Here is a 16,646-nt window from a genome sequence, read left to right as displayed (position 1 = left end):
CCATGGCTGACGTATCTAACGTAACCGTCCGTGCAGCAAGGCCGCAGGACGAGGCGGCCTGGCGAGCGCTCTGGGCCGACTATCTGACCTTCTACGAGCTTACCCTCGATCTGGCGATCACCGACGCCACGTGGCGTAAGGCGATGAGCGACCAGTCGGCGATCTTCATGCGGGTGGCCGAGCTTGATGGCCGGGTGGTCGGCTTCACCCTGTCGCTCACCCATGAGGGCACTTGGATCAAGAACCTCGACTGCTATCTTGAGGATCTCTTCGTCGATGCATCCGTTCGCGGACGAGGCGTCGGGCGGGCGCTGCTCGACGACCTTGTGGGACTTTGCCGGGAAAACGGCTGGTCGCGCCTCTACTGGCACACCGCCGAAGACAACAGCACGGCCCGCAAACTCTACGACAGCTATGTCGAGACCGACGGCCACATCCGGTACCGCATCGAATTCTAGTCGAGGAGCATGCCATGAAGACGAGACAGCTTGGACCGCACCTGACCGTTTCCGCCATCGGCCTCGGCTGCATGGGCATGAGCCACGGCTATGGAGGCCAGGAAGAGGCCGACGCCATCCGCACCCTCCATCGGGCGGTCGAACTTGGCGTCAACTTCTTCGATACGGCGGAGGTCTATGGTCCCTTCGCCAATGAAATCCTCGTCGGCAAAGGGCTGAAGCCCTTCCGCGACAAGGTGATGATCGCGACAAAATTCGGCTTCACCATCGGCGACGAAGCAAAGGCCGCCCGTCCTTCCGGCACCGACAGCCGCCCCGAGCATGTGCGCGAAGTTGCGGAAGCCTCGCTGAAGCGGCTCGGCGTCGACGTCATCGATCTCCTCTACCAGCACCGCGTGGATCCCGACGTGCCGATCGAAGACACGGTCGGCGCGATGGCCAACCTGGTGCGGGAGGGTAAGGTCCGTGCGATCGGCCTGTCCGAGGCGAGCGCCGCCACCCTTCGCCGGGCACATGCCGTGCATCCGATCTCCGCTCTGCAGAGCGAATATTCGCTGTGGACGCGCGATCCGGAGGGCGCCATCCTCGATACCTGCCGGGAGCTTGGCATCGGCTTCGTTCCCTTCTCACCGCTCGGTCGTGGCTTCCTCACCGGCAAGGTGCAGAAGCCTGAGGATTTCGGTGCCGACGATTTTCGCACCACGCTTCCACGCTTCACCGCCGAAAACATGGCCGCGAATGCGTCGCTGGTGAAGCTTCTGGAGGAGATGGCTGAGGAGAGGGGCGTCACGGCCGCCCAGCTTGCCCTCGCGTGGGTGCTGCATCGGGGTGACTTCATCGTGCCGATCCCCGGCGCCCGCAAGATTCCGCACCTGGAACAGAACATCGCAGCGACCGAGATTGATCTCATCGACGAAGAGGTCAGGGCACTGGGCGAGCTTCTTTCGCCGGAGAAGTTTTCCGGCAAGCGCTATTCCGACGCTGTCGCCGCCATGACCAACCGCTAGCCTGCGCGGCCGGACCTCGCTTTCATTGGGGCCGGGCACAAAACGGGCTGTTCGTTGTTCTGTCTCCGGAACAGGAGGCAGACCATGGACAACGACAAGAAGATCACCAACGGGGCGAACGACCGCCCGCGCAACGAGACAATCGCGCAATCGGGCGCCGGCATTCCCGACGACAGCAGTCGCCCGCTGGAGGCGGACGATGCGGAGGTGGATCGGGTTCGCGACAACCTCTCCGGCCGCAGCCCGCGCCAACAGCTCAAGGAAGAGGTGCGCGAAGAGATCGAGAAGCCGCAACGCGGCTCTGCATGACAGCTCCCACCGTTCCGCCCTCACCCGACGGAACGGTTTCCATTCTGGAACGTTTAGCGAACATCAACAGCTACAAGAGGTCGCGATGGTTGACCAGCATAACCCGAAGCTCGATGCAGAGCCGCAATCGAACACCGAGAAGGATCCTGAAGACTGGGTGACCGGCGCCGAGCCGATGACCGGCGCCCAGGCATCCTATCTGAAGACACTTTCCGAGCAAGCGCATGAGCCGAATGCTTTCGCCGACAACCTGTCGAAAGCAGAAGCCTCAAAGCGGATCGATGCGCTGAAGGAGAAACTGAAGCTCTAGCTGTCGACGGCTGCCGGCGGCGGGAGTCCATGGTAGTGCAGCGAGTGGTCGCCCGCGTGATTCGCCATCCCCGGCTTTGTCAGCACGCCACGAGGCTGTGCATAACTGGTGATCCGCCGCACCGGTCGCTCGTGCCACTGAATGTTGAAGGCCCAGAGCTTGGGAAAGAAACAGAGCGAGGCGTAGGGTAGGTGGTCGTGGATCCACCAGGCCATCTTCCGCCAGTCACCCTCCTCATGGCAATGGTCGATCAGCCAGGGCACGACGATGCAGGCGGTCGCGCCCATACATCCGTCCGCGTCGCGCATGTCCCAGATATGGTCGGCCGCGGATGCGGCATTTGTCGAGCAGTTGAGGCCACGGCGGTTGCCGAACTCGTTGACGGCCGCAGAACGGTAACCGGAGCGCAGGTGAAGCCTGCCGAAGGTTGCCTGCAGCGGCTCCAGCAGTTCCTCGCAAAGCCGCCGCCCCGCCTCGATCGCCAGATCCGGATCATCCGGCACGTTCGAAATCCCGTAACTGACAGCAATCTCGGAAAACAGAAAGTCGCGGAAGAAAAAGTTCTCGGACAGCCTGACGCGTCCGAGATCCTCCAGTCCCTTCATCGAATTCGGCTTGCGCATTCTCGCCTCATGAAAAAGCCTGCCCCGAAAGGGACAGGCTATCCCGCAGGATGGAAAGGTACCACCCGATACCGGTCAGGGTCTCAGGCCCGCAGCGTGCCGCCCGTGGTCTTCTCGACATTGCCGACGATCTTGGCCGTCAGCGCCTCGAAATCGTCGTCGGTCAGCGTCCGCTCGACCGGCTGGATCAGCACTTCGATGGCAACCGACTTGCGGCCCGCGCCGAGCGAAGCGCCTTCGAAAATATCGAAGACGTTGACGCCGGTGATCAGCTTGCGGTCGGCGCTCGTCGCCGCCTTGATGATGGCCCCGGCTTCGACATGCCTATCCACTACAAAGGCGAAGTCGCGCTTCACCACCTGGAAGGGCGAAAGCTCCAGCGGGGGCTTGGTCCGTGTCGCCTTCTTCTTCGGCTCCGGCATGGCGTCGAGATAGACTTCGAAGCCACACAGTGCTCCGGAAACGTCGAGTGCGCCCAGCGTCTTCGGGTGGAACTCGCCGAAATAGCCGAGCACCACCTTGGGTCCCATCTTGATCGTGCCGGAACGGCCGGGGTGATACCAACCGGGCGCACCCGCCTCGACCTGGACATTGCCCATCGGCAGGCCACAAGCTTCCAGCACGGCCAGAGCATCAGCTTTCGCATCGAAGACCTCCACAGGCTTGCCGCCGCCCTTGGCGGTGTTCGACCAGAGCCGGCCTGCGCCGTTGATGGAGGCCGTTCCGCGGCGGACACCGCCGGCAACCCGACGCTGGCCTTCCGGCCTGTCGTTCTCATAGGTGCCGCAGACCTCGAAGATAGCAACGTCTCCGTAGCCCTTGTCGGCGTTGCGCTGTGCTGCGGTCAGCAGGCCCGGCAGCAGCGAAGGACGCATGTCGGACATGTCGGACGCGATCGGGTTGGCGAGCTTCAAGGCCGGCGCGCCGCCACCGAAGAGCTTCGCCTGATCCTCGGAAATGAAGGACCAGGTGACGGCTTCCAGCATGCCGCGGGCGGCAAGCGCGCGCTTGGCCGTGCGGCTGCGCACCTGCAGCGTCGTCAGAATGCGGCCGTTGACCGCCCCGAGGTTCTCGATCGGCTCCGGCTTGATCTGGTCGACACCGTGGATGCGCATGACCTCTTCCACCAGATCTGCCTTGCCGTCGACGTCCGGGCGCCAGGAGGGGACCTTGATCGACAGCCGTTCGCCGGCGCCTTCGACGCCAAAACCGAGGCGCGCTAGGATCTCGCGGCTTTCGTCGGCGGAGATGTCGAGTCCGGTCAGGCGTTTGACCTCGGAGGTCGGGAAGTCAACGACCTTCGGCTCGTAGCCCTTGTAGCCGACGATCTTGGCCTCGGCTGCGGTACCGCCACAGAGTTCCAGCACCAGCTGCGTCGTGCGCTCGAGACCCGGAACCATGTATTCCGGATCGACGCCGCGCTCGAAGCGGTAGCGCGCATCGGTGATGATGCCGAGCGAGCGGCCGGACTTGGCGATGTTGATCGGATCCCAGAGCGCCGATTCAATCAGCACCTCCGTCGTCGTCTCGTCGCAGCCGGAATGCTCGCCGCCCATGATGCCGCCGATGGACTCGACGCCGTTGTCGTCGGCGATGACGACATTGTTCGGCGTCAGCTTGTATTCGCGCGTGTCGAGCGCGAAAATCGTCTCGCCTGCCAGCGCGCGGCGCACCGTCAGGTTCCCCTTCACCTTGGCCGCGTCGAAGACATGCATCGGCCGGCCCCGGTCGAAGGTCATGTAGTTGGTGATGTCGACCAGCGCATTGATCGGCCGAAGGCCGATCGCCTTCAGCCGCGCTTGCATCCAGGCCGGGCTCGGGCCGTTCTTCACCCCGCGCACGAGGCGCAGGCCGAAGCCCGGGCAGAGGCGCTCGTCATCCAGGATAATCTTCAACTCGACCGGCGTCTCGCCTTCCGTCTTGAAGTCCGGCTTGGCGTGCTGCTTCAGCGTTCCGAGACCGGACGCGGCCAGATCGCGGGCGATTCCATGGATCGAGGTGCAGTCCGGCCGGTTCGGCGTCAGGTTGATCTCGATAACCGGATCATCGAGACCGGCATAGCTTGCAAAGGAGGTGCCCACCGGCGCATCGGCCGGAAGATCGATGATGCCGTCGTGGTTGTCCGACATGTTGAGCTCCTTTTCCGAGCACATCATGCCGTGGCTTTCGACGCCGCGGATATTGCCTATGGAGAGGGTCACGTCGATGCCGGGGACATAGCTGCCGGGCCGCGCCAGCGCACCGATCAGCCCTGCCCGCGCGTTCGGCGCGCCGCAGACGACCTGAACCGGCGAAGAACCGTCACCGGTGTCCACCATCAGCACCTTCAGCCGGTCCGCCTGGGGATGCTGCTCGGCCGAAAGGACCTTGGCAATGACGAAGGGCTTGTAGGCGGCTTTGTCGTCGACGTCCTCGACCTCGAGGCCAATCGCGGTCAGGCGCTCGCAAATCTCATCCAGCGTGGCATCGGTCTCGAGATGATCCTTGAGCCAAGAGAGCGTGAATTTCATTTGTCTATCCCTCCCTTCAAGCGCTCAAGCCGCCGAACAACGTCGGCATGTCGAGCGGGCGGAAGCCGTAGTGGTTCATCCAGCGGACATCGGCGTTGAAGAAGTCGCGCAGGTCCGGCATACCGTATTTCAGCATGGCGATGCGATCGAGCCCCATGCCCCAGGCAAAACCCTGGTACTCGTCGGGATCGAGCCCGCCGGCGCGCAACACGTTCGGATGCACCATTCCGCAGCCAAGGATTTCCATCCAGTCGGAACCCTCGCCGAACTTGACGATCGGGCCGGAGCGGTCGCACTGGATGTCGACCTCGAAGGAGGGTTCGGTGAAGGGGAAGAAGGAAGGCCGGAAGCGCATGGTGACGCTGTCGACCTCGAAGAAGGCCTTGCAGAACTCTTCCAGGATCCAGCGCATGTTGCCGACATGGCTCTTGCGATCGACGACCAGGCCTTCCACCTGATGGAACATCGGCGAGTGGGTGGCATCGGAATCCTGGCGATAGGTCTTGCCGGGAATGACGATGCGGATCGGCGGCTTCTGCACCTCCATGGTGCGCACCTGCACCGGAGAAGTGTGGGTGCGCAGCACCTTGCGTTCACCGTTCTCGTCCGGCTGGAAGAAGAAGGTGTCGTGCATTTCGCGCGCCGGATGGCCTTCAGGGAAGTTCAGCGCCGTGAAGTTGTAATAGTCGGTCTCGATGTCCGGCCCTTCGGCAATGGAGAAGCCCATGTCGGCAAAGACCGCTGTGATTTCGTCGACGATCTGGCTGATCGGATGAATGCGGCCGCGCTCGGCCGGTGAAGAACGCACCGGCAGCGAGACATCCACCGTCTCTGCCTTCAGCCGTGCCTCGATCGCGGCGTCCTTCAGCACCGTCTTGCGCGCATTGATCGCCTCGGTGATCTCCGTCTTCAGAGCATTGATGGCCGCGCCACGCGTCTGGCGCTCCTCCGCGCTCATCGCACCCAGCGTCTTCAGGAGTTCGGAAATCGAACCCTTCTTGCCGAGCGCATTGACACGAACGGCTTCAATCGCCGCCTCGTCGCCGACGGCAGCAATTTCCGCCAGGAGCGATGTTTTCAGGTTTTCCAGATCGAACATGATGTCTTCCGTTGATGGTCGCGCCGGTGTTAGCGCCGCGTCGTGACGGGCAAAAGAAAAACCCGCGCCAGCCCAAACCAGCGCGGGTTTCCCAAAAACTATGAAGCTAAAGAGCCTGGGAAGCGCTGGTTACCGAACCGCGCTTTCAAACTCGTTGGCCGTGCCGTTTTCCTTGAGGTATTCGAGCGCCTTCTTGGCAGCATCTACGAGGGCGCCGAAGGCAGCCGGCTCGTGGATGGCCATGTCGGACAGGACCTTGCGGTCAACTTCGATGCCAGCCTTGTTCAGGCCGTCGATGAAGCGGCCGTAGGTCAGGCCGGATTCGCGAACGGCGGCGTTGATGCGCTGGATCCACAGGGCGCGGAAATTGCGCTTCTTGGCCCGGCGGTCGCGGGTTGCGTACTGGCGCGAACGGTCAACTGCAGCCTTGGCGGCGCGGATGGTGTTCTTGCGGCGGCCGTAGAAGCCCTTGGCTGCCTTGAGGGTCTTGGTGTGCTTGGCGCGGGATGTTACGCCACGTTTTACGCGTGCCATGTCATGATCTCCTTACATGATCCAAAAAGCGAAAGGGTCTCAGAGACCGTTCGGCAGGTAGTTCTTGATGACCTTCTTGCCGTCTGGTTCGGCAAGGACCATCGTGCCGCGTGCATCGCGGATGAACTTGTTGGACCGCTTGATCATTCCGTGGCGCTTGCCAGCAGCGGCCGCGAGGACCTTGCCGGAAGCCGTGATCTTGAACCGCTTCTTGGCGGAGGATTTCGTCTTCATCTTGGGCATTTTGCTACTCCATTCTTCTTGAGCGAAACTGGCTGAAGAGGCCCGTTTCGAGCATATTAAGAACGGCCTCGGCATGCCCTGCCGGACCGTTCGGACGCGCGCTTATAACCGCAGTCGGGAGAAAGCGCAACGGCATCGGGAGAGGTTTTGCGGGCCAGAGCGGAGCCGGCACATCCGGCCCCGTTGACAAGCAGATGTGGCGCGCTCAGCGCGGCGCCAGCACCATCATCATCTGGCGACCCTCGAGCTTGGGCTCGGCTTCCACCTTGGCGATTTCGGCGGTGTCTTCCTTGACCTGCTGCAGGAGCTTCATGCCGAGTTCCTGGTGCGCCATTTCGCGGCCGCGGAAGCGCAGCGTGACGCGGACCTTGTCGCCATCCTCGAAGAACCGGTTGATCGCCTTCATCTTCACCTCATAGTCATGGGTGTCGATGTTCGGGCGCATCTTGATTTCCTTGATCTCGACGATCTTCTGCTTCTTGCGCGCTTCGGCAGCCTTCTTCTGGTTGGCATATTTCAGCTTGCCCAGGTCGAGGATCTTGCATACCGGCGGATCATTGTTCGGAGAAATCTCCACGAGGTCGAGACCGGCCTCCTCGGCCATCCTCAGTGCCTCGTCCGTCGCGACGACCCCGAGGTTCTGTCCTTCGGCATCGATCAGCTGAATCTTCGGAATCCGGATGTCCCGGTTTGAGCGCGGCCCTTCCTTGACGGGGGCATCGGCTTTGAACGGTCTGCGAATGGTCGTATTCTCCTTGGCTGTTTCGATAAAATTCGGCCAAACATCCCCGCACATTTGCAGGGGCGTCGGCAATGTCGTAACTGCGACGGCAAAGTCAATAGCATGGTCCGGCGGAGAAATCACCTGCCGCAATGCGGACATAAGCCCAAATTGTCCCGCCTTCACCCATAGATAGGAGTTCGCGATGACGGAGCAACCCGCACCACCCGAAGAGAGCTGGATCCATGTCGGCGGCGAAGGACAGGAGCGCAGGATAGCCATCCTGAACCGCCCCGCAACGACACGTGCCGATGGGCCCGTTCTCGTCTGGCTCGGCGGATATCGCTCCGACATGACGGGCACCAAGGCGGCCGAGATGGACGCCTTTGCAGCCAACCGTGGACTTGGCGCCATCCGCTTCGACTATTCCGGGCACGGTGCATCCGGAGGCGCCTTTCGCGACGGCACGATCTCACGCTGGCTGGAGGAGGCGCTCGCCGTCCTGGAGCACCTAAGCCCCAAAAGCGTCGTCCTCGTCGGCTCCTCCATGGGCGGCTGGATTGCGCTTCGTCTTGCGCAGGAATTGCGCCGCCGCGGCAGCGCCATCAAGCTCGCGGGCCTGGTGCTGATCGCGCCGGCGCCGGATTTCACCTCCGAGCTGATCGAGCCGCATCTGACCGAGGAACAGCGTCGGTCGCTCGTCGACCGCGGCTACTTCGAGGAAGTCTCGGAATACAGCCCGGAGCCCAATATCTATACACGGGACCTGCTCGAGGACGGGCGGGCCAACCTGGTGCTGACCGGCCTCATCGAGACCCGCTGCCCGGTCCACATCCTGCAAGGCATGCAGGACCCGGACGTCCCCTATCGTTACGCTCTGAAACTCGTGGAGTTCCTGCCTGCGGAAGACGCTGTCCTGACGCTGATCCGCGATGGCGACCACCGTCTTTCGCGCCCGCAGGACATCGAAAAGATGCTTTCGGCGATCGGCACCCTCATAAATCATGATTAAAAAATGAGCTGAGGCTAAAATGCACCACCTTTAACCATATTCGCAATCCGGTGGCTTCAGTAAAAGTTGATCGATTGACAGTCCGTCCCGACACACCTTAACGTTTTGTTAAGACTTGAAGGGACGGGTCCATGAATTACACGTTAAAGGCGCGGCACCTTGCCGTATGCCTACTGGCTATACTTGCGCCTGCAACTGCCGCGGTTCCGGCACCTCAGGCTCTCGCGAACATGGTCACAGGGGGCGTGACCTCGCAGCCGATCGGACATTACGAGTTCTGCCGCAGCAATCCGAGGGAGTGCAGCCAGCGCTTAGCATCCCGTCCCGCTCCCAAGCTGACAGCGCGCGGCTGGGCTATGATCAACAGCGTCAACACCTCGGTCAACCAGCGCATCCAGGCGATGACGGATAAGGAAATCTTCGGCCGCGAAGAGGTCTGGGCCTATCCGAAGGACGTCGGAGACTGCGAAGACTACGCACTTGAAAAGCGTCGCGAGCTTGCCGCAAAAGGCTTCTCGCTCGCCGACCTGCTGATCACGGTCGTGCGGAAGCCGGACGGGGAAGGCCATGCCGTTCTGACGGTGCGCACCGCCCAAGGGGACTTCATCCTCGACAACCTCGATCGCGAGGTGAAGCCTTGGTACGAGACCTCCTACACCTTCCTGAAGCGCCAGGCCTCTTTCGATACCGGCCGCTGGGTCAGCATCGAGAACGGTCGCGACGTCGTGGTTGGTGCGCTGCGCTGATCGACGGATCATCTGGATCTGAAAGGCGGGCTTCGACCCGCCTTCTTGTTGAGCTCCCTCTCGCGCAGGTGCGTCGCCTCACCCGTGGCCGATGATGATGCCGGCCGCCAGCACCAGCGAACCGCCAAACACCACCTGCATCACGGCGCGCAGGAAGGGCGTTTCCATGTAGCGGTTCTGGATGAAGGCTATCGCCCAAAGCTCCACGAAGACAACCGCCACCGCGAGCATCGTCGCGGTCCAGAAGTGCGGGATGAGGTAGGGCAGCGCATGCCCCAAGCCGCCGATCGCCGTCATGATGCCGGAGGCGAGGCCGCGCTTCACCGGCGAGCCGCGGCCCGAGATCTTGCCGTCGTCGTGCGCCGCTTCGGTGAAGCCCATCGAGATGCCGGCACCGACCGACGCCGAGAGTCCGATCAGGAAGGTGCTCCAGGTATCCTGCGTCGCGAACGCCGCCGCAAAGATCGGCGCAAGGGTCGAGACGGATCCGTCCATCAGACCCGCGAGCCCTGGCTGCACGTAAGTCAGCACGAACTGGCGATGTGCCGTCTCGTCTTCCGCATCCTTTTCCGATTGGCCGACGTGCTTCTCGCCCAGCGTTCGGGCAATCTCCTCGTGCCCCTGTTCCGCTAGCGCCAGATCGCCGAGCAACTGCCGGGTCGCTGCGTCGCTCACCCGCTTGGCGGCCTCGGCGTAGAAGCGGCCCGCCTGCTCTTCCATTGCTTCCGCCTGCGCGCGGATCTTTTCGAGCGGCAGGTTGTGCACCAGCCAATCCGGCTTGCGCGAGTAGAAGCCGCGGACGTGCTCGCGCCGGATCAGCGGTATCCGATCGCCGAAGCGGGAGCGAAACATCTGGATCAGCATGTTCTTATGCGTCTGCTCCACTTCGGCCATGTCGTCGAACACCTTGGCGGAAGAGGGGTACTGGTCCCGAAGGTTTTCTGCATAGGCCTGGTAGATTCGCGCATCTTCCTCCTCTGCGCCGATGGCGAGCGCTAGAATTTCCTGTTCGCTGAGGGAATCGAAGGAGCGGCGGACGGATGGGAGAAAAGCGGCAATCATCTGGTGACTCGATTTTTAGAATAATTCTAAACTAATTAGTTTGGCACGAAGTTCAAGACCTGCTGCGCCAGAGACGGCAACAGCGTGACCACAAGTTGCCGCAGGCAACAAAGCGGATGATGAAGATGCCTTTCACGCAATTAATGTGATTTTTTCCTTGCCGTTGTGGAAACGAAAGAATTAGAAGGCCGGCAGCACGGCGAGAGCCGTTTCCTTCACCAGAAAGGCATGCTTCCCATGAACCGCAGAACATTCATCCGCCAGGCTGGAACCGCCGGCGTTGGTGCCGCGGCCGCAGCAACGCTTGCAGCGCCGGCGATCGCCCAGGAAAACCCGAAGATCACCTGGCGAATGACGTCGTCCTTTACCAAGGGCCTCGATATCCTGTTCGGCGCGGGCCAGATCGTTGCCGATCACGTGAAGGAAGCGTCTGGCGGAAATTTCGTCATCCAGCACTTTGCCGGCGGCGAGATCGTGCCGGCGCTCCAGGCAGCTGACGCCGTATCCTCCGGAACGGTGGAGATGGCGCACACCTGCGCCTATTACTATGTTGGCAAGGACCCAACCTTCGCGCTCGGCACCGCCGTTCCCTTCGGCCTCAATGCACGCCAGACCAATGCCTGGTTCAACCAGGCGGGCGGCAATGAGCTGCTAAATGAATTCCTCGCCGGCTACAACATCCACTCCATCCTGCTCGGCAATACCGGCGCGCAGATGGGTGGATGGTTCCGCAAGGAAATCAACACGATCGAGGACCTGAAGGGTCTGAAGATGCGCATCGCCGGCTTGACCGGCCAGGTGATGAGTAAGGTCGGCGTGACGCCCCAGCAGATTGCCGGCGGGGATGTCTACGCAGCGCTTGAAAAAGGGACGATCGACGCCACGGAATTCGTCGGCCCCTATGACGACCAGAAGCTCGGCTTCCACAAGGTCGCCAAGTACTATTACTATCCGGCATGGTGGGAAGGCGGCCCGGCCGTCCACGCCTTCGTGAACCTCGAAAAGTTCAACAGCCTGCCGCAGAACTACAAGCGCATGCTGCAGGATGCCTGCGCTGCCGGCAGCGCCAGCATGCTGGAGCGTTACGACGCGAAGAACCCGATCGCGCTCAAGGACCTGGTCGGCGAAGGCGCTATCCTGCGTCCGTTCAGCCAGGAGATCCTCGACACCTGCTACAAGGCAGCGCAGGAGACATATGCAGAGATTTCCGCCAGCAATCCGGCGTTCAAGAAAATCTACGACAGCCAGCAGGCGTTCAAGAAGGATGCGTATCTCTGGGCGCAGATCGCCGAATACAGCTACGATACCTTCATGATGATCCAACAGCGCAACGGCAACCTCTGATACAGCGAAGAGCCGGTCCCGGACCGGCTCTTTCTCCCCATGCCTCGGAACAGCCATTCTGCTTGCTGTGCCGCAGGGTGAGGCTCTAGACCTATGACAGACAAGACAGCCCATCCGAGGAGGATCCGATGAACCGCCGACATTTCCTGCGCAGGGCGGCAACCGCCGGCGCAGGCGCCGCTGCCGCATTGCCGCTCGCAGCTCCCGCAATCGCGCAGGACACGCCCAAGGTCACCTGGCGGCTCACCTCGTCCTTCCCGAAGAACCTCGACATCATCTTCGGCGCCGCCAACGAGATCGCCGAAAGCGTGAAGAATGCGACGGACGGCCAGTTCACCATCGAGATCTTCGCGGCCGGCGAGATTGTGCCCGGCCTGCAGGCGGCAGATGCCGTTGCGGCTGGAACCGTTGAGATGGCTCATACCTGCTCCTATTACTACATCGGCCAGGATCCCGCCTTCGCGCTTGGAACCGCCATTCCCTTCGGTCTCAATGCCCGCATGACCAATGCCTGGTTCACCGCCGGCGGCGGCAACGACCTGATCAACGAGTTCCTCGCCCCGCGTGGCCTCTATGCGCTGCCGGCCGGCAACAGCGGCACGCAGATGGGCGGCTGGTTCCGCAAGGAGATAAACACGCTGGAAGACCTCAAGGGTCTGAAGATGCGCATCGCCGGTCTGGCCGGCCAGATCATGACGAAGGTCGGCGTGACGCCGCAGCAGATCGCCGCCGGCGATGTTTATCCGGCGCTGGAAAAGGGCACGATCGACGCCACGGAGTTCGTCGGTCCCTATGACGATCAGAAGCTCGGCTTCCAGAAGGTCGCCAAGTATTACTACTACCCGGCATGGTGGGAAGGCGGCCCGGCCATGCATGCCTTCTTCAACCTGGAGAAGTGGAACGCGCTGCCGAAGAGCTATCAGCAGATCCTGGCTAATGCCTGTGCCTCGGCCAACAACAACATGCTGGCGAACTACGATGCCCGCAATGCCGTGGCGCTGAAGCAGCTGGTGGCCGATGGCGCGATCCTGAAGCCGTTCAGCCAGGAGATCATGGAGGCCTGCTATGCGGCCGCCATGGAAACCTATGCGGAACTGTCGGAAAAGAGCCCATCCTTCAAGACACTCTACGACAGCCAGCTGGCCTTCAAGAAGGACGCCTACCTGTGGGCGCAGGTTGCCGAATACAGCTACGACACCTTCATGATGATCCAGCAGCGCAACGGCAAGCTCTGAAAAGAGCCGCGCCTCATCCTGACATTAGAAGCTCCGCCCTGCGGGGCTTTTTTTGTTTAGCACGGTCTAATTTTACGGGCAGGAAGACGGGAACCGCCAGGCAGCTCATCCGTTCTTGTGAGACCAAACGGAGGCAATTCATGGCATATCACCACGCTCCGCGCCAGGCCAAGGGCGGCCTGGGCACAGCAGTCCTGTTCCTGGTTCTTCTTCTCGCCGGCGGCGGCTACGTTGCGGCGACCATGGAAAGCGGCCCGTCCGCGGCGCGTGTCTACCTGGCACAGGATCTGACGGCGCAGGCCGCTGCCGTTCAGTAAGCGGCAGGCCAGAACGTCTATCCTCGCAAGCGTCGCCAAAGGGCAGGTCCATACCAGATCAGCACAGAGGCCGCGGCCATTATCAGCAGTGCCGCCACGAGCTGATAGATGGGGGAGGCTGAATCCTCTCTGGAGACGAAGAACGCCGCGAGAAGCCCTGCTCCTCAAAGGATGAATTGCGAGATCAGCCTCAGCACAGGTGCCTCCGTCCATCGCACGAGATGAACGGAGTCTAGCGGCTGCAGACGTCTCCGAGATTGATCCAGGGCAAATAACAATCAGCACAAAAAAGCCCCGCTCGCGGCGGGGCTTTTCGTCAATCCTGTCGTCAATGATCAGGCACCGCCGGAGTTCGGGCGGTTTCGCCCGACATTGGAGTTGCTCGACGACGTCTTGCCGTCCGGCTCCTGCCCGTAATAGGTGCCGCCGAGATGACCGCCGGCGCTGGTGTTTTCCACCTGCTTTTCGGCGCGCTTGATGGCTTCCTTCACATCGGTCTTGCTCATAATGCCTCCGTTTTCTTGATGGGGGACAAGAGGGCTAACCCGTCTCACCGCTTTCCGTTCCTTCTTTTTTCCCATCTATCGCGTCGCCGTTAGAAGCCTTGAACTTTGCGCCGCGTCAGTCTATTTGGAAATGATCGTTTCCCATCTGCTGGTCTGCACAATGACAGATGCCCCCCTCGCCGCAAGAAGCTCGCGTTCACCCGGGCGACCCCGCGAATTCGATGTTGGCCAGACGCTGGACGCCGCCATCCGCGTTTTCTCCGAACGCGGCTACCATGGCACCTCGATCAACGAGCTGAAGGAGGCGATGGGGCTCACCGCCGGCAGCATCTACAAGGCGTTCAAGGACAAGCATGCCGTCTTCCTCGCCGCTTTCGACCGCTACAAGCAGGTGCGCGGTGACCTGCTCAATGTTCAGCTTGCTAAAGCGAACACCGGGCGCGAGAAAATCGCAGCACTTCTTCGGTTCTACGCCGAAGCCGCCTGCGGCGAGACCGGCCGGCGCGGCTGTCTGGCGATCGGTGCTGCGGTCGAACTCTCACTCTTTGATCCCGTGGTCGCAGAGCGCGTCGAGGGGCACAACGCCCGGCTCGTGCAGCGCATCGAGGGTTTTATCCGCGATGGCCAGGCCGACGGGTCCGTTTCCGCGAGCGTGGATCCGGCCGCGACTGCGCTAGCCGTTTTCTCCTACCTGATGGGTGTGCGGATCGCCGGCAAGACCGGGCGTCCCGATCTGCCCTTGCTGGCCTCCGTCGAAGCCGCCCTGAAACTCCTCGACTGATCCGGCCGCAGATCAACCAGCGCCTCCTCACTCCTCCCTCCCAAGGAACCTTCGATGACCGTGCAGAACCCGACAGCCGCATCCGCCCAACCTCTAGGCCTGTCAGCGGCAATGACCTTCGTGATGGCCGCTGCCTGCGGCCTGATCGCCGCTAACCTGTATTACTCCCAGCCGCTGGCTGGCCCCATCGCCGCCTCGATCGGCCTGCCGCCGCACCTGACGGGCCTGATCGTGACCCTGACGCAGATCGGCTACGGCTTCGGCCTGCTGCTCGTCGTGCCGCTCGGCGACCTTCTGGAAAACCGCCGGCTGATCCTGACCATGATCGGGGCTGCGACGCTGGCGCTGCTTGCCGCCGGCGCCTCGACCTCCGCATTGCCCTTCCTCGCGGCCTCGCTCGCAATCGGCCTTGCGTCCACCGCCGTGCAGATGATCGTGCCGTTCGCGGCCAGCCTTGCGCCGGATGCGCAACGCGGGCGGGTCGTCGGCAACGTCATGAGCGGCCTGATGGTTGGCATCATGATGGCGCGCCCGGTGTCGAGCTTTGTTGCCCGCTTCTCCTCCTGGCACCTCGTCTTCTTCCTGTCCGCAGGCGTCATGATCGCGCTGGCGCTCGTGCTCGCCACACGGCTGCCGAAGCGGGTGCCCCAGACGAAGCTGTCCTATGGCGGCCTGCTCGCTTCCATGGGACAGCTTTATGCCTCGCAACCGGTTCTGCGCCGCCGAGCCTTCTATCAGGCCTGCCAGTTTTCCGCCTTCAGCCTGTTCTGGACGGTAACGCCGCTCGTGCTGGCCGGGCCCGCCTTCGGCCTGACCCAGGCCGGCATCGCGCTCTTCGCGCTCGCCGGCGTTGCGGGCGCCATCGCCTCACCCATTGCCGGGCGCCTGGCCGACCGGGACCTCGGTCGCCCCGCCACCTTCTTCGGCATCGCTTCCGTCGGCGTCGCCTTCATGATCACCCATATCGCCCCGGAAGGCTCGACCATTGCCCTTGCGCTGCTGACGGTGGCTGCAATCCTGCTCGACTTCGGCGTCACCATGACGCTAGTGATTGGACAGCGGGCGATCTTTGGCCTCGGGCCAGATCTGCGCAGCCGGCTGAACGGCCTCTTCATGGCCACCTTCTTCTGCGGCGGCGCGATCGGCTCGGCCGTCGGCGCCTGGGCTTTCGCCGAGGGCGGCTGGCTGTTTGCCTCGATGATTGGGCTTGCCCTGCCGGCAATCGCACTCGCCTATGCGTTCACCGAACGGCGCGATGTTGTGGCGGATCAGGCGGCCCGCGAGGGCGCCTGAGGTTCGCCGATCCGCTTGTAGAACACCGTCGTGTCACAGAACCCGCCCTGCGGCCACAGGGCGTAATCCGGGATGACGCCCACCCGCTGCCAGCCGAAACGCGGGTATATCGCTTCCGCTTCGCTGCCGGTTGCCGTATCGAGCACCAGCAGCGTCCGCCCCCGGCGCGACGCCTCCGCCTCGACCGCCTGCATCAGCCGGCGCGACAGCCCGAGGCCGCGGGCGGAGCGGTGGACGAGGAGCTTCATCAGGTCGCCCCGGTGCGGCTGGTTCGGCTTGGTCGCCAGCCCCACCTGCACCGTTCCCACCACCTTGCCGTCGATCTCGAAAAGCGCCAGGATGATCTGGCCCGCCTCCACCTGGGCGGCGATCTCCTGCCAGTAGGCCGCGGCATCGTCCGGCGAGAACGGCAGCATGAAGCCGAGCGAGGCGCCGCCGTTGATGCAATCCGCCAGAACCTCGCAAAGATCGGGCACCGCCTCCCGGGCGGCATTGGCATCGGCGATACGGATGATGGCCGTCACGTGCTGTTTCTC

Annotated in this window: 20 protein-coding genes; 11 read left to right on the top strand and 9 right to left on the bottom strand. The window is 62.5% G+C overall.

The window, feature by feature from the left end; all coding sequences use genetic code 11:
- Positions 1–2: 2 nt before the first annotated feature.
- The 4 genes from MUU54_RS03775 to MUU54_RS03760 all read left to right on the top strand — a co-directional run bounded on the left by MUU54_RS03775 (position 3) and on the right by MUU54_RS03760 (position 2,084).
- Complete coding sequence (locus MUU54_RS03775) at positions 3–458, top strand: GNAT family N-acetyltransferase (RefSeq protein WP_247242692.1); 456 nt, start codon at positions 3–5, stop codon at positions 456–458.
- 14 nt (positions 459–472) lie between these two features.
- Positions 473–1,465, top strand: coding sequence for an aldo/keto reductase (locus MUU54_RS03770; RefSeq protein WP_247242691.1), 993 nt, complete (start codon positions 473–475; stop codon positions 1,463–1,465).
- A gap of 84 nt (positions 1,466–1,549) precedes the next feature.
- Positions 1,550–1,774, top strand: coding sequence for a hypothetical protein (locus MUU54_RS03765; RefSeq protein WP_247242690.1), 225 nt, complete (start codon positions 1,550–1,552; stop codon positions 1,772–1,774).
- An 85-nt stretch (positions 1,775–1,859) separates the two neighbouring features.
- Positions 1,860–2,084, top strand: coding sequence for a DUF3072 domain-containing protein (locus tag MUU54_RS03760; protein WP_247242689.1), 225 nt, complete (start codon positions 1,860–1,862; stop codon positions 2,082–2,084).
- On the opposite strand, the gene MUU54_RS03755 is transcribed toward MUU54_RS03760, so the two are convergent.
- The 6 genes from MUU54_RS03755 to infC form a co-directional block, all read right to left on the bottom strand.
- A complete protein-coding gene (locus MUU54_RS03755; protein WP_247242688.1) occupies positions 2,081–2,707 on the bottom strand; it encodes a hypothetical protein in 627 nt (208 codons plus the stop codon). The two genes, MUU54_RS03760 and MUU54_RS03755, sit on opposite strands and share 4 nt — an antisense overlap.
- Before the next feature lie 83 nt (positions 2,708–2,790).
- On the bottom strand, positions 2,791–5,217 hold the full coding sequence (gene pheT, locus MUU54_RS03750) for a phenylalanine--tRNA ligase subunit beta (RefSeq protein ID WP_247242687.1): 2,427 nt from the start codon (positions 5,215–5,217) through the stop codon (positions 2,791–2,793).
- A 16-nt stretch (positions 5,218–5,233) separates the two neighbouring features.
- Entirely contained in the window at positions 5,234–6,316 is a 1,083-nt protein-coding gene (gene pheS / locus MUU54_RS03745) for a phenylalanine--tRNA ligase subunit alpha (protein ID WP_247242686.1), read from the bottom strand.
- A 129-nt stretch (positions 6,317–6,445) separates the two neighbouring features.
- The gene (rplT, locus tag MUU54_RS03740; RefSeq protein WP_247242685.1) at positions 6,446–6,850 is read right to left on the bottom strand and encodes a 50S ribosomal protein L20; all 405 of its coding nucleotides are present in this window, start codon (positions 6,848–6,850) and stop codon (positions 6,446–6,448) included.
- A 39-nt stretch (positions 6,851–6,889) separates the two neighbouring features.
- On the bottom strand, positions 6,890–7,093 hold the full coding sequence (gene rpmI / locus MUU54_RS03735) for a 50S ribosomal protein L35 (protein ID WP_102020677.1): 204 nt from the start codon (positions 7,091–7,093) through the stop codon (positions 6,890–6,892).
- Between the two features lie 205 nt (positions 7,094–7,298).
- On the bottom strand, positions 7,299–7,835 hold the full coding sequence (gene infC / locus MUU54_RS03730; protein WP_247242736.1) for a translation initiation factor IF-3: 537 nt from the start codon (positions 7,833–7,835) through the stop codon (positions 7,299–7,301).
- A 184-nt stretch (positions 7,836–8,019) separates the two neighbouring features.
- Here infC and MUU54_RS03725 point away from each other — a divergent pair, with 184 nt between their 5' ends.
- Complete coding sequence (locus MUU54_RS03725; RefSeq protein WP_247242684.1) at positions 8,020–8,826, top strand: alpha/beta hydrolase; 807 nt, start codon at positions 8,020–8,022, stop codon at positions 8,824–8,826.
- A 131-nt stretch (positions 8,827–8,957) separates the two neighbouring features.
- Positions 8,958–9,572: a transglutaminase-like cysteine peptidase gene (locus MUU54_RS03720; protein ID WP_247242683.1), complete on the top strand. Its 615-nt coding sequence runs from the start codon at positions 8,958–8,960 to the stop codon at positions 9,570–9,572.
- Between the two features lie 78 nt (positions 9,573–9,650).
- Here the strand turns inward: MUU54_RS03720 and mbfA are convergent, their stop codons facing one another.
- Positions 9,651–10,634, bottom strand: a complete 984-nt coding sequence (gene mbfA / locus MUU54_RS03715) for an iron exporter MbfA (protein ID WP_247242682.1) — start codon at positions 10,632–10,634, stop codon at positions 9,651–9,653.
- Positions 10,635–10,871: 237 nt separating this feature from the next.
- Here mbfA and MUU54_RS03710 point away from each other — a divergent pair, with 237 nt between their 5' ends.
- The 3 genes from MUU54_RS03710 (at position 10,872) to MUU54_RS03700 (ending at position 13,530) form a co-directional block, all read left to right on the top strand.
- Positions 10,872–11,978 carry a TRAP transporter substrate-binding protein gene (locus MUU54_RS03710; protein ID WP_247242681.1) on the top strand — a complete coding sequence of 369 codons (1,107 nt, stop codon included), beginning with the start codon at positions 10,872–10,874 and terminating at the stop codon, positions 11,976–11,978.
- A gap of 128 nt (positions 11,979–12,106) precedes the next feature.
- Positions 12,107–13,213 (top strand): TRAP transporter substrate-binding protein, encoded by a 1,107-nt coding sequence (locus tag MUU54_RS03705; protein ID WP_247242680.1) that lies wholly within the window; start codon positions 12,107–12,109, stop codon positions 13,211–13,213.
- 140 nt (positions 13,214–13,353) lie between these two features.
- Positions 13,354–13,530 (top strand): hypothetical protein, encoded by a 177-nt coding sequence (locus MUU54_RS03700; protein WP_247242679.1) that lies wholly within the window; start codon positions 13,354–13,356, stop codon positions 13,528–13,530.
- A gap of 335 nt (positions 13,531–13,865) precedes the next feature.
- Here the strand turns inward: MUU54_RS03700 and MUU54_RS03695 are convergent, their stop codons facing one another.
- Positions 13,866–14,036: a hypothetical protein gene (locus MUU54_RS03695; RefSeq protein ID WP_247242678.1), complete on the bottom strand. Its 171-nt coding sequence runs from the start codon at positions 14,034–14,036 to the stop codon at positions 13,866–13,868.
- Between the two features lie 160 nt (positions 14,037–14,196).
- Between MUU54_RS03695 and MUU54_RS03690 the strand changes: the two genes are divergently transcribed.
- Positions 14,197–14,817 (top strand): TetR/AcrR family transcriptional regulator, encoded by a 621-nt coding sequence (locus MUU54_RS03690; protein ID WP_247242677.1) that lies wholly within the window; start codon positions 14,197–14,199, stop codon positions 14,815–14,817.
- Positions 14,818–14,871: 54 nt separating this feature from the next.
- Positions 14,872–16,110 (top strand): MFS transporter, encoded by a 1,239-nt coding sequence (locus MUU54_RS03685; protein ID WP_247242676.1) that lies wholly within the window; start codon positions 14,872–14,874, stop codon positions 16,108–16,110.
- Here MUU54_RS03685 and MUU54_RS03680 read toward each other — a convergent pair.
- On the bottom strand, positions 16,086–16,634 hold the full coding sequence (locus MUU54_RS03680) for a GNAT family N-acetyltransferase (RefSeq protein ID WP_247242675.1): 549 nt from the start codon (positions 16,632–16,634) through the stop codon (positions 16,086–16,088). The genes MUU54_RS03685 and MUU54_RS03680 overlap by 25 nt on opposite strands.
- Between the last annotated feature and the right edge of the window lie 12 nt (positions 16,635–16,646).

Source organism: Pseudorhizobium tarimense (genome assembly GCF_022968135.1).
Taxonomy (GTDB): domain Bacteria; phylum Pseudomonadota; class Alphaproteobacteria; order Rhizobiales; family Rhizobiaceae; genus Neorhizobium; species Neorhizobium tarimense.
Note: the sequence above shows the minus strand (reverse complement) of the source record. Positions and strands in the feature narration are given on the sequence as shown.

What these genes read in the sequence shown, in the direction of transcription:
- MUU54_RS03775 (WP_247242692.1), top strand. Translation starts at nt 3, where the DNA reads ATGGCTGACGTATCTAACGTAACCGTCCGTGCAGCAAGGCCGCAGGAC.
- MUU54_RS03770 (WP_247242691.1), top strand. Translation starts at nt 473, where the DNA reads ATGAAGACGAGACAGCTTGGACCGCACCTGACCGTTTCCGCCATCGGC.
- MUU54_RS03765 (WP_247242690.1), top strand. Translation starts at nt 1,550, where the DNA reads ATGGACAACGACAAGAAGATCACCAACGGGGCGAACGACCGCCCGCGC.
- MUU54_RS03760 (WP_247242689.1), top strand. Translation starts at nt 1,860, where the DNA reads ATGGTTGACCAGCATAACCCGAAGCTCGATGCAGAGCCGCAATCGAAC.
- MUU54_RS03755 (WP_247242688.1), bottom strand. Translation starts at nt 2,707, where the DNA reads ATGCGCAAGCCGAATTCGATGAAGGGACTGGAGGATCTCGGACGCGTC.
- pheT (WP_247242687.1), bottom strand. Translation starts at nt 5,217, where the DNA reads ATGAAATTCACGCTCTCTTGGCTCAAGGATCATCTCGAGACCGATGCC.
- pheS (WP_247242686.1), bottom strand. Translation starts at nt 6,316, where the DNA reads ATGTTCGATCTGGAAAACCTGAAAACATCGCTCCTGGCGGAAATTGCT.
- rplT (WP_247242685.1), bottom strand. Translation starts at nt 6,850, where the DNA reads ATGGCACGCGTAAAACGTGGCGTAACATCCCGCGCCAAGCACACCAAG.
- rpmI (WP_102020677.1), bottom strand. Translation starts at nt 7,093, where the DNA reads ATGCCCAAGATGAAGACGAAATCCTCCGCCAAGAAGCGGTTCAAGATC.
- MUU54_RS03725 (WP_247242684.1), top strand. Translation starts at nt 8,020, where the DNA reads ATGACGGAGCAACCCGCACCACCCGAAGAGAGCTGGATCCATGTCGGC.
- MUU54_RS03720 (WP_247242683.1), top strand. Translation starts at nt 8,958, where the DNA reads ATGAATTACACGTTAAAGGCGCGGCACCTTGCCGTATGCCTACTGGCT.
- mbfA (WP_247242682.1), bottom strand. Translation starts at nt 10,634, where the DNA reads ATGATTGCCGCTTTTCTCCCATCCGTCCGCCGCTCCTTCGATTCCCTC.
- MUU54_RS03710 (WP_247242681.1), top strand. Translation starts at nt 10,872, where the DNA reads ATGAACCGCAGAACATTCATCCGCCAGGCTGGAACCGCCGGCGTTGGT.
- MUU54_RS03705 (WP_247242680.1), top strand. Translation starts at nt 12,107, where the DNA reads ATGAACCGCCGACATTTCCTGCGCAGGGCGGCAACCGCCGGCGCAGGC.
- MUU54_RS03700 (WP_247242679.1), top strand. Translation starts at nt 13,354, where the DNA reads ATGGCATATCACCACGCTCCGCGCCAGGCCAAGGGCGGCCTGGGCACA.
- MUU54_RS03695 (WP_247242678.1), bottom strand. Translation starts at nt 14,036, where the DNA reads ATGAGCAAGACCGATGTGAAGGAAGCCATCAAGCGCGCCGAAAAGCAG.
- MUU54_RS03690 (WP_247242677.1), top strand. Translation starts at nt 14,197, where the DNA reads ATGACAGATGCCCCCCTCGCCGCAAGAAGCTCGCGTTCACCCGGGCGA.
- MUU54_RS03685 (WP_247242676.1), top strand. Translation starts at nt 14,872, where the DNA reads ATGACCGTGCAGAACCCGACAGCCGCATCCGCCCAACCTCTAGGCCTG.